Annotated in this window: 7 protein-coding genes; all 7 read right to left on the bottom strand. The window is 61.1% G+C overall.

Annotated features, from left to right (window positions below):
• Positions 1–264 precede the first annotated feature (264 nt).
• Positions 265–840 carry a helix-turn-helix domain-containing protein gene (locus PQQ95_RS33445; RefSeq protein WP_408445841.1) on the bottom strand — a complete coding sequence of 192 codons (576 nt, stop codon included), beginning with the start codon at positions 838–840 and terminating at the stop codon, positions 265–267.
• 303 nt (positions 841–1,143) lie between these two features.
• Complete coding sequence (locus tag PQQ95_RS33440) at positions 1,144–2,349, bottom strand: tetratricopeptide repeat protein (RefSeq protein ID WP_408445839.1); 1,206 nt, start codon at positions 2,347–2,349, stop codon at positions 1,144–1,146.
• Positions 2,350–2,358: 9 nt separating this feature from the next.
• Positions 2,359–2,790, bottom strand: a complete 432-nt coding sequence (locus tag PQQ95_RS33435; protein ID WP_054043145.1) for an ExbD/TolR family protein — start codon at positions 2,788–2,790, stop codon at positions 2,359–2,361.
• 229 nt (positions 2,791–3,019) lie between these two features.
• A complete protein-coding gene (locus PQQ95_RS33430; protein WP_310812341.1) occupies positions 3,020–3,442 on the bottom strand; it encodes an ExbD/TolR family protein in 423 nt (140 codons plus the stop codon).
• Between the two features lie 12 nt (positions 3,443–3,454).
• Positions 3,455–4,360, bottom strand: a complete 906-nt coding sequence (locus PQQ95_RS33425) for a MotA/TolQ/ExbB proton channel family protein (protein WP_408445837.1) — start codon at positions 4,358–4,360, stop codon at positions 3,455–3,457.
• Positions 4,361–4,436: 76 nt separating this feature from the next.
• Positions 4,437–5,147, bottom strand: a complete 711-nt coding sequence (locus PQQ95_RS33420) for an energy transducer TonB (RefSeq protein ID WP_408445835.1) — start codon at positions 5,145–5,147, stop codon at positions 4,437–4,439.
• Between the two features lie 978 nt (positions 5,148–6,125).
• Positions 6,126–12,041: an excinuclease ABC subunit UvrA gene (gene uvrA / locus PQQ95_RS33415; protein WP_408445833.1), complete on the bottom strand. Its 5,916-nt coding sequence runs from the start codon at positions 12,039–12,041 to the stop codon at positions 6,126–6,128.
• Between the last annotated feature and the right edge of the window lie 11 nt (positions 12,042–12,052).

Here is a 12,052-nt window from a genome sequence, read left to right as displayed (position 1 = left end):
GCTCCCATTGCCTTGCAATCCGGTCTACAGCACACCGGATTGCAAGTACAGAGGGAGACGGGACACTTCAGATACTTCAACATCGGACTACTTATTTATTACAAACGAAATGCGCAGCGCTTTCTAAATGTTTTCACTTCTAATGCTTCGGATTCTGGTTATTGAGGCAATGCACTTCCAACCAGATCAATTTCCGACTAAACCTTAAGTCATGCTTACAAATACGCCGTGACCGCTTTCGACGAAAGCATGGAGCAACGGCATCTAGAACAATCTTGGCGTACCAACCCAGACGACCACCGCTTCTTCGCGGGCGGTATTGCACCAGGCATGAGGCACAGTGGACTCGTAATGCGCGGTGTCACCGGCCTGCAATACGAACGTTGTACCTTCTAATGTGAGCGATATCTGGCCGCTCATTACATACAAGAACTCTTCCCCCGCATGCGTCGTGACTTCCGACGGGTTCTGTCCAACGGGCATCCTGACGAGAATCACTTCCAGCTTGCTGCCGACCGACAGGTTCGTCAGCCGTCCAAATCGATTCGCGGTTCCGTCGAACCCGAAGTACTTCAGCTCGTTCCCTCTGCGCACCGACCTGTCTTCGGTTGGCGTGTCGACGAAATACTGCACCGTCACACCTAAAGCCCGGGCAATGCCCACCAGCGATGTAATCGAAGGCGTTGCATGACCTCGTTCCACCTGCGACAGAAAGGGCTTGGAAATTCCCGCTGTGGTTGCCACTTCATCCAGCGTGCGCTTGAGTCGTTGGCGAAGCGCGCGGACTTTACTTCCTATAGAAACTGCGACCTGTGCCTTGTTATCGAGTGGCAAAACCATAGCAAGACAGAATCCCGTAGTCAAAATTAGTTTGATATAACCAAATTATGTTTCATTGAGTGCAACATCCTCCCTACGACATGCGCCATATGCCGGGCGAGTTGCCGCGATGAATGACTCAATCATTGCGATTCCCGGGACACTTTCGACCGTGCGGCGAACCGGGCGCTGGTTGCGCGCGCAACCACACCCGTCTATTGACGACGGCCTGAGCGTCATACAGTGAGAATGTGCCTCCCGGTTCGATGCGCGGATATCTGGAAGGCACTTCGCAGAAAGAAACATGTCAGAACCGGCGTACCGTTACTTCGACGCCACCAGCACCCACAAACGGGCGAGGTCGGCCGAACCGTCAGTACCCTTCACGGCACGGAAGGTTTGCACTGCACGTGCTTTATCACCCGCCATGTAGTACGCCTCGCCCAGATGCAATTGCGCCTGGTCCGGGTGATCGATTCCGCCCTTCGCGATTGCAGCGTCCATGGCTGTCAGGCCTTGTTTGGCCTGGCCCGCAAAGACCTGATTGAAGCCGGCGTCGACTGGCGCAACGGGGTTTGCAGGATCGGCCGGCGCTTGCGCCCGTTTCGCGGCGAGTGCCTGCAGACGCTTCTCGCGATCTGCCTGCGCATCGTGACCCAGAACGCCTGACGCGAAACCTTGATCGATGACCTGCTTACCTTCGGCTGTGGTGCCAGCCACAATCGCCAACTGCGTCATCTCCATGTAGTCGTCAGCGGTGCTGAGCGAACCGGTCGCACGACGCAGGCGGAACGTGTCGATATCCAACGCCGACGAATAGCCGGGCTTGCTGCGAATCGCGTTGAACAGATCGTCCCAGTACGATTGCTTCGGATGATAGGCAACCAGCTTTTCGAGCGTGCTGCGGTACGTCGCGTCATCTTTCACGCGTTGCGCGCACGTGCCGAGCAATTGCAGTTGCGACTCGTCAGGTACATGACCCGCATGCACTTGCGCATCGATACCTGGTTTGAGCAGGCTCACCACACTGCCGCAATCGTTTGACAGGTAATAAGACTGCACAAGCAAAGTGCGCATGTCGGGATCGCTGCCGCCCGACTTCAGATAACGCTGCGCGACCTTCGCGGCCTGGGCGTAGTTTTTCTGCTGAAAGTAGATGCCTGCGAGCGCCGCGCTGGTGCGCTGCTCGTCAGCACCGGTCAGGTGCCCTGAAGCCAGCAAGGTTTCGTAGGCCTGGGCCGCCACACCCGATTCACCGGCCGCCGCAGCAGCCGCGCCGCGCATCTCCTGAATCATGTAGCTTTCGTAGGGCGTTTTGCCCGGCACGGCGTCGGCCTGATCGATCTTCGTCAACGCGTCCTTATACTTGTGCGCGCGATACAGATCCTGCGCGGCGTTCAGCGGCTTCGCCACATCCGGCCGCAAGGTGTCGGCAGCATGAGACGTGACCGGCAGCACGACGAGCGCGGACAGCCCTGCGATAGCGCCCGCAATGACGGCGCGCTTGAACCGTTGATGGATCGTTAGCATTCCACTTCCCTATTGCATGTATTGCTCGTTGCCGATCAGGCCGATTTTCGTCGCGCCCAGTCGTTGCGCGGATGCCATCACCGCTGCGACATCCTTGTACGGCACCAGCTTGTTGGGCCGCAGATGGATTTCCGCCTGGACCGGTTCGGCCGCCACCTGCGCAAGCCTGGATTCGAGCGCCGCGCGGTTCGGCACCGGCTGACCGTTCCAGGTCGTGGTGCCGTCGAAGTCGATATCGATCTGCACCACTTCCGGCTGCGTGATCGGCGGCGGCGGATTGCCGACCGGCAAGTTCATCTTGATGGCGTGCGTCTGAATCGGAATCGTGATGATCAACATGATCAGCAGCACCAGCATCACGTCGATCAGTGGCGTGGTGTTGATATCGACCATCACATCCGGTTCAGAACTGCCACCGCCCGAAGATACGTTCATCCCCATCATCATCTCCTGTCGATCAGACTTGGTGCTTTAGCACTTAGTCTGATCCCATGCAAAGCTGTCGATCGGACTTGGGGCTTTAGCTGTCGGCCGGAGTTGGCGCTTTAGCTGTCGGCCGGAGTTGGCGCTTTAGCGCTTACTCCGGCCCCATGCAAAGCTCTTACTCCGGCCCCATGCAAAGCTCTTACTCCGGCCCCATGCAAAGCTCTTAGTCCGATCCCATGCAAAGCTAGCCGCCGCGCGCAGGCGGCTCAGTAATAAACGAAACCTTGGCAATACCGGCGCGCTCGCACTCGGTAATGACCCGGCCGATGAATTCATAACGCGCGCTCTGGTCACCGCGAACGTGCACTTCCGGCTGCGGCGTCATGACCGAGACGGTTTTCAGGCGTGCCAACAGCGTAGGCGCATCCACCTGCTTCTCGTTCCAGAAGAAATCGCCGTCGTGGTTGACCGCAATGACGATACTTTTGGGCGTGGTCTGCAGCGGCTGGATCGTCTCCTTCGGCAGTTGCACCGGCACCGTATGTGTCACCACCGGAATCGTGATCAGAAAGATGATCAGCAGAACCAGCATCACATCGACAAGCGGCGTGGTGTTGATACTGGAGATGACCTCGTCGTTATCATCCTGCCCAACGCTCATAGCCATGACAGACTCCGCTTATTGGACCAGCGCTGCTTCACGAGCCGAAGCGCGTGCCGAACGCCGGCTGCCGGCGAGCAGAACAGTGTGCAGTTGTGCGCCGAACGCACGAACACGCTCCATCACCGACTTGTTGCGGCGAACCAGGAAGTTGTAGCCCAGCACCGCCGGCACGGCGACGGCAAGGCCGATCGCGGTCATGATCAGCGCCTCGCCCACCGGGCCCGCGACCTTGTCGATCGAAGCCTGGCCGGCGATACCGATTGCCGTCAGTGCGTGATAAATCCCCCACACCGTACCGAACAGACCGACGAACGGCGCGGTTGAACCAACCGTACCCAGGAAAGCCAGACCATCTTGCAGACGGTTCGACACATTGGTGATCGCACGCTCGACCGAGGTATCGATCCACGTATTGCGGTCGACGGCTTCGAGCAATGCTTCGTCGTGATGCTCGCCTGCCTCGATGGCCGTTTCGGCGATGAAGCGGAACGGCGATGCTTCGTCGAGCAGCTTCGTGCCTTCGACCAGCGAGGGCGCAGTCCACAACTGTTCGTCGGCGCTCTTCGCGCGACGGTTCGCACGGAACTGCTCGAAGAACTTGGTGATCATGATGTACCAGCTGCCCATCGACATGAGCACCAGCAGAATCAGCACGAAGCGTGCAACGAAGTCGCCGTTCTTCCAGAGCGCGCCGAGACCGTACGGGTTATTGACGGTTTCGGACGTGGCAGGCGCCGGCGGCGGGGTTGCTTCGTCTGCGGCCGGGGCGGCCGTTTGCGGTGCGGCGGTAGCCGGCGCCGCAGCCGACGCGGTTGCGTCGCTCGCTTGCGCGTGGGCCATTTGCGGTGCCACAAAGGTATCCACCGTGGTTACGGCGAACAACATGGTTGCCGCCAATGCGGCGAGAGTACGCTTCTTCATGCCTGCTCCAAGTTCATTAGTACAACTTCTAAACCAAGACTGATAAATCGCTACCGGTACCGAACAGCCGTGGGTTTCAGTTCAGGTTAAACGAGAACGGAACTTGCACACGGACAGCCTGGCCTTGGGAAACGCACGTGAACTGCTTGACCGCGTTGAAGGCCGCGCGATCCAGCGAGGAATCGTCCGACGACTTGGCAACACGTTCATTCGTAATATGGCCCTGCGGGTCGACTACAAATTCAATCAGCACATCACCCGTCACGTTGTTCTCCTGCGCTTCCTTCGGGTAGCGAATCGACGAACGGATCTGATCCGAGTTCGGGCACACCACCCCTACTTCCGCGCTCACGGGCTTGCTCGGCGCAGGAGGCGCCGGCGGTGCGGGGGGCGCCACGGCGGGTGCCGACACGACCGGTGCAGCCTGGTGCGTGATGGTCGGCTGCGGCGGCGTTTGCACCTGCACTTCCGGCGGCGGCACGAACGGCGGCGGCGGCGGTGCGAACTTCGGCGGCGGCAATTGCACGGTGGGCAACGGCGGCGGCGGAGGCGGCTTCACCGGCTCGATGATCTTGGTTTCGATAGGATGCTGGATGACCTGCACGACCTTGGTGGCAAGGCCATTGATAAGTGCATAGATCAGCACAATGTGCAGGAGCAGAACAACTGCGATACCGCCAAAGCGGCGTACTGGGTTTTGCTGCTTGCGCCCAAACTCACGCGGGCGTCCTGGCCTCTCCATACGGGCCGTCGCTGCCGGAAATTGCCCTTCGACTTTCGTACCCACCTTTACTCCTCCGGCGTGAACCGTCCATTTCTGTAACTGCAGTGCGCTTACATATCGCAAACAACGTTCACTTCAGGCAATCTCATTCATCGCCCTGATCTTTGATTCGCAATCCAAAATTTATGCCGCAGGGCCCAACTCTGTGGCGCTGGCGCGGGTATAGCAATGAGACGCCGCGACGGCACGTCAGATCAGCCGAACAAGCATCTAAGTAGAACTACTAATAGATTAAATTCGAGCCGCTCATTTCCGTCTGGCATGAACATGCTGAAGACAAGTTGATCGAAGCGCGCTGGCGTTTCTGAACTTTTTGCGCGTTTGTCACCTGCGTTTCATGGGAGGCAACAATAGCAGGACAAAAAATGTCGGGTCAAACTTTTTTTGATGGGAGCATACTAAGTTTAGAGAGAGCACTCTAACTAATGCCGTATTGGCGTCGCTTTAAAAGAATAAGCGTGTGTCGAACAGATGCGAGCGCGCCTTTGGCGGCTCGCTAATTGGGATGCAGCCGCGATTGTGGGCTTCCATATCACGTCACAAACTGCCGACGGATCATGAACGGTGCGCGGCGCAAAGGCCCGCCTGACGGGCCTTTGCGATGACTGCACGCAACCGGAACAGATCGAGAACAGGTCGTCTAACGTGTTGGTCGAGCGTCGGCGGAAGGCCAGCGTCGAAGGCGAGAAGATAGCAGAAGGAAAACAGCGTTTGAAAATCTTTTTAGCGGTATTTACGACACTCTAAATACACATTTCAATTACGCCATTTTCATAATTACAAAATTATTCCAAATAATTACATATAGCTAACGACGTCGATAATGCCCGATGCGATCCGCATCGAAGATGCCGAAGAGACTTTCAGAGCCCACGAGAACCCACGCGCGGTTGGCATGCGCGCAATTCCGCGCAACGAGACCCTCCGGAGCCAACGAGCAAAGCGGAGCAGCGGGCGCAAAAACCCATTGCGCCCGCTGCCTCACCCGTTCGTTCCCTCGCTCGCGACAACCGGCATGTCGTTCCGGGTACGTGCGAGCACAGGACGCAACGCCGCGCCGGTGTGACTGGCGGCAACGCGAGCCAATCCTTCCGGATCGGTGGCAGCGACAATGGTGCCGCCCCCCACACCGCCTTCCGGGCCGAGATCGATGATCCAGTCCGCTTCGGCAATCACATCGAGATCGTGCTCGATAACGACGACGCTATGACCGCCGTCCGCAAGACGATGCAGCACGCGAATCAACTTCGCGACGTCGGCCATATGCAGGCCGACAGTCGGTTCGTCCAGCACATACAGCGTGTGTGGCGGCTTCTGACCACGGCGCGTGACGTCGTCACGCACCTTGCTGAGTTCGGTGACGAGCTTGATGCGCTGCGCTTCGCCGCCCGACAACGTTGGCGACGGCTGCCCAAGCGTCAGGTAACCGAGCCCGACATCTTTCATCAATTGCAACGGATGTGCGATGTTCGAAATCGGCGCGAAGAACTCGACGGCTTCGTCGATTTCCATGGTCAGCACGTCGCCGATATTCTTGCCGCGCCATGTAACCGCCAGCGTCTCCGGGTTGAAGCGCTGCCCGTGGCAAACGTCGCACGGCACCTTCACGTCGGGCAGGAAGCTCATGCCAATGGTACGCACGCCCTGCCCTTCGCACGCGGGGCAACGTCCTTCGCCGGTGTTGAACGAGAAACGCGATGCCGTATAGCCACGCGCGCGCGCTTCGAGCGTGCCGGCAAACAGCTTGCGGATCGCATCCCACACGCCGATGTAGGTTGCCGGACACGACCGCGGTGTTTTTCCGATCGGGGTCTGATCGACTTCCAGCACACGGTCGATGGTTTCCCAGCCCGTGATTGCATCGCACCCTTGCCACGCATGGGTGACGTTCAGCGGCGCACGCGGCGCCGTGCGCGCCAACACGCTCGAACGCCGGTTCGCCGCCGGCTGGGTCTCGGCCGCCGCACGCGCGCGCCGCGTGGCCGGCGACGACAATACCGAGCGCCCCACCGCATCCAGCAAATTAGCCATCAGCACGTCGCGCGCGAGCGTCGATTTGCCCGAGCCGCTCACGCCCGTCACCGCCACCAATCGTGAAAGCGGAATGCCGACGGTGACGTTCTGCAGGTTATGCAGCTTGCCGCCGTGCACCGTCAACCAGTTCTCCGGCACCGCGGTCGCGCGTTTGGTCGGCGCAACCACCTTGCGACGCGGCTGCAGCGGATGCACGATAGGATGGGCCAGAAACTGCCCGGTCAGCGAATCGGGTTGCGCCGACAGATCGGCCACACTGCCCTGCGCAACCAGCGTGCCGCCGCGCTTGCCCGCGCCCGGTCCGATATCGATGATGTGATCGGCACGCCGAATCGTGTCCTCGTCATGCTCGACCACCACCAGCGTATTGCCCTTTTCGCCTAGCTTGCGCAGGGCGTTGAGCAGAATCTGGTTGTCGCGCGGATGCAGGCCGATGGTCGGCTCGTCGAGCACGTAGCACACGCCTTGCAAATTGCTGCCCAGTTGCGCGGCGAGCCGGATGCGCTGCGCTTCGCCGCCCGACAGGCTCGGCGCTGCCCGATCGAGACTCAAATAACCGAGCCCGACTTCTTCAAGAAATTGCAGGCGGCTGCCGATTTCGCTGACCACGTCGCGCGCGATTTCCGCGTCCCGACCGCTCATCTCCAGCGTGTCGATCCACGCGCGCGTATCGGACACGGTCCATTGCGCGACGTCGACGATAGCCTGCTCGCCGAACGTGACCGCGCGTGCGGTTGGGTTCAGACGCGTGCCGCCGCAATCCGCACATGGTTCGTCGACGAGACCTTCCGGCTCCTGCTCCTCGGAAGGCAAGCTCTGCTCGCGGCCACGGTTGTCGTCCACGACCACTGTGTCGTCATACGCCGCGCGTTGTTCGCGCGTCAGCGCGAGGCCCGTGCCGACGCACGTAGTGCACCAGCCATGCTTGCTGTTGTACGAAAACATGCGCGGGTCGAGTTCGGGATAACTCGTGCCGCATACCGGGCAGGCACGTTTGGTGGACAGTACCTTCACCGCGCCGAGTTTCGCCGTGGGCCGGCCGCCGCTGATCGCGTCGTGCAAACCGTCGAGCGGCGCCAGAAGATGCATGACGCCCTTGCCGATTTCCAGCGTCTGGTCGAGCGCCTGGCGCAGTTCCGCCTCCTTATCAGGCGATACGACGAGGTCGGTCACCGGCAGCTCGATGGTGTGCTCGCGGAAACGATCGAGTTTCGGCCATGGGTCCACCGGCACGAACTCGCCGTCCACACGCAGATGCGTATTGCCGCGTGCTTTCGCCCACTTGGCGAGATCGGTGTAGACGCCCTTGCGGTTCACGACGAGCGGTGCGAGGAAACCGACGTGTTGCCCTTTGTGATCGCGCAGCAATTGCGCCGCGATCGATTCGACACTCTGCGACGTGACCGGTGTGCCGTCGTGAATGCAATGCTGCAGACCGAGCTTCACATACAGCAGACGCAGAAAGTGCCACACTTCCGACGTGGTCGCCACGGTACTCTTGCGACCGCCACGCGACAAACGCTGCTCGATCGCAACCGTAGGCGGAATGCCATACACCGCGTCGACCTCGGGCCGACCGGCCGGTTGCACGATGGACCGCGCATACGCGTTCAGCGATTCGAGGTAACGGCGCTGCCCTTCGTGGAACAGAATGTCGAAGGCCAGCGTGGACTTGCCCGAACCGGATACACCGGTAATCACGTTGAATTTGCCGTGCGGAATATCCACATCCAGCGATTTCAGATTGTGCTCGCGTGCATTGACGATACGCACCACGTCTTCGCCTTCGATCACCCGCCGCGCACGCGCCGCGCTCAGCGCCTTTTGCAGCGGAATGCCCTGCGACGCCGGTTCGGCCGCTGCGTTCATGGCACGGTCGTATTGCAGCAGTGCCTCACCGGTATGCGATTCGGGACAAAGCTTGACGTCTTCCGGCGTGCCCGCGCATAGCACCCGGCCACCGCCGTCGCCACCTTCTGGGCCGAGATCGATCAGCCAGTCGGCCGCACGGATCACGTCGAGATTGTGTTCGATCACGATCAGCGAATGGCCGCTCGCCAGCAGTTTGCCGAACGCCTGCATCAGCTTGGCGATGTCGTCGAAATGCAGGCCGGTGGTCGGCTCGTCGAACATGAACAGGCGTTTTGCAACCGGCTGCTTCGCGCTGCGCGCGGTGCGCGCCTGCGCCGATTCCGCGAGGAACCCGGCCAGCTTGAGGCGCTGCGCTTCACCGCCGGACAGCGTCGGCACCGGCTGGCCGAGTTTCACGTATTCGAGACCCACGTCGACGATTGGCTGCAGCACGCGCAGTACTTCGGCATCCTTGGCGAAGTAGGCGGTGGCTTCGCTCACCGTCAACTCCAGCACGTCGGCAATGCTCAAAGCACGCGCCGGCTCGCCACGCTCGATTTTGACTTCGAGCAGTTCTGCGCGATAGCGGCGCCCATCGCAGTCCGGGCAGCGCAGATAGACGTCGCTCAGGAACTGCATTTCAATGTGCTCGAAGCCCGAACCACCGCAGGTCGGGCAGCGCCCGTCTCCGGAGTTGAAGCTGAACATGCCGGGGCCGTAACCGCGTTGCTGCGCAAGCGGCGCCTTGGCAAAAAGCTTGCGGATTTCGTCGAAAGCGCCCACGTAGCTGGCGGGATTCGAGCGCGCGGTCTTGCCGATCGGCGACTGGTCGACAAACACGACGTCTGTGACCTGGTCGGCGCCCGTCAGGCTCCTGAATGCACCGGGCGATTCGGTGGCGAGACCGAAGTGGCGCGCCATGGCCGGATACAAAACATCCTGCAGCAGGGTGGACTTGCCGGAGCCTGATACACCCGTCACACAAACGAGCCGCTGCAGCGGAATCTCGACGGTAACGTCGCGCAGATTGTGTTCGGTCGCGCCCTCGAGCACGATGCGCGGCGTACTCGCGTCCACCGGACGTTGCGACCAGTGCGCCGCGTCCGCCACATGCCGGCGGCCACCCAGGTACTCGCCGGTCAGCGTGCCGGACGAGCGGATTGCCTCCGGCGCGCCGTCGTAAATGATCGAGCCGCCACGTTCACCGGGCCCCGGGCCCATGTCGATCAGGCGATCCGCCGCAAGCATCACCGAGGGATCGTGCTCGACCACCACCAGCGTATTGCCCGCGTCGCGCAGCCGATGCATTGCCTCGACGATCCGGTTCAGATCGCGCGGATGCAGCCCGATGCTCGGTTCGTCGAGCACGAACAGGGTTTTGGTCAGCGACGTGCCGAGCGCCGTGGTCAGGTTGATCCGCTGCACCTCGCCGCCCGACAGCGTGCGGCTTTGCCGATCGAGCGTCAGATACCCGAGGCCGACATCGCACAGATACTTGAGGCGCGTGCGCACTTCGGCGAGCAACAGCTTGAGTGCGTCGTCGAGCAAGGCGCTAGGCAGGCTGATCTCGTCGAAGAACCGCCGGATGCGCTCGATCGGCATCAGCATCAGGTCGTGCACGGTCAGACCCGGCAAGGACTCGAGTTGCGCACGCGTCCACTCGACGCCGCGCGGCATGAAGCGTTTCTCCGGCGCCAGCACCTCGTCCGCATTCTGCTTGCTGCCGAGACGCCACAGCAGCGATTCCGTTTTTAGACGCGCGCCGCCGCAGGTTTCGCACGGCGTATAGCTGCGGTATTTCGACAGCAACACGCGAATGTGCATCTTGTACGCTTTCGATTCCAGATATTCGAAGAAGCGTTTGACGCCGTACCAATGGCTCTGCCACTTGCCGTTCCAGTCCGGCGAGCCATTGATGACCCAGTCGCGCTCGGCGTCCGTCAACTCGCCCCAGGGCGTGCCGCGACGGATATCGGCCTTCGCCGCATAGCGCATCAGGTCGTCCTGGCACTCTTTCCAGGCCGGCGTTTGCATCGGCTTGATCGCGCCGTCGCGCAGTGTCTTGCGCGCGTCGGGAATCACCAGACCGAGGTCGACGCCGATCACGCGGCCGAAACCGCGGCAGACTTCACACGCGCCGTAGGCCGAATTGAACGAGAACAGCGCCGGCTGGGGATCCGCATAGCGCAGGTCGCTCTCGGGGCTGTGCAGGCCGGTGGAGAAACGCCAGATTTGGGGCTCGGGAGGATTCGCTTCGGGCGCATCGGGCGCTGCCGGCAGCACGTAAATATTGACGCGGCCGCCGCCGCGCTTGAGCGACGCCTCAATCGCTTCGACCGCCCGCTGCTTGTCGACCGAGCTCAAACGGAAGCGGTCGGCCACCACGTCGAGCAGCTTGCGCTTGCCGGTGGGCGAGTCGACTTCGCGCTGCGCCTGCACACGCGTGTAACCGCTCGCGGAGAGCCATTGCTCCACTTCCTGCTCGGACGCGGTTTCCGGCAACTCGACCGGAAACGTGACGGCCAGCCGCGGATCATGCTCCGCGGCGCGCGCGACCAGCTCGGCGTAAATCGTTTCGGGTGTGTCGTGGCGCACCTGCAGGGCGGTCTTGCGATCGAACAGTTCGGCCGCTCGCGCATAGAGCAGCTTCAGGTGATCGTTGAGTTCCGTCATGGTGCCGACGGTGGAGCGCGAACTGCGCACCGGGTTGGTCTGGTCGATCGCGATGGCGGGCGGTACGCCGTCGACCCGGTCGACTTGCGGCCGGTCCATGCGGTCCAGAAACTGCCGCGCGTAGGCACTGAAGGTTTCGACGTAGCGCCGCTGCCCTTCCGCGTACAGCGTGTCGAACACGAGGCTCGATTTGCCGGAACCGGACGGCCCGGTGACAACCGTCATTTCGCCGGTTTTTACATCGAGATCGACGTTCTTCAGGTTGTGCTGGCGCGCGCCGCGAATGCGAATAATTCCGTTAGATGCCAATTTTCCCGACCGTCTGAATGAGTTGACCACCGCTCACGGAC

This window comes from Paraburkholderia caffeinilytica, from assembly GCF_046030355.1.
Taxonomy (GTDB): Bacteria; Pseudomonadota; Gammaproteobacteria; order Burkholderiales; family Burkholderiaceae; genus Paraburkholderia; species Paraburkholderia caffeinilytica_B.
The sequence above is the reverse complement of the archived record's forward strand: the minus strand, read 5'-3'. Positions and strand labels throughout refer to the sequence as shown.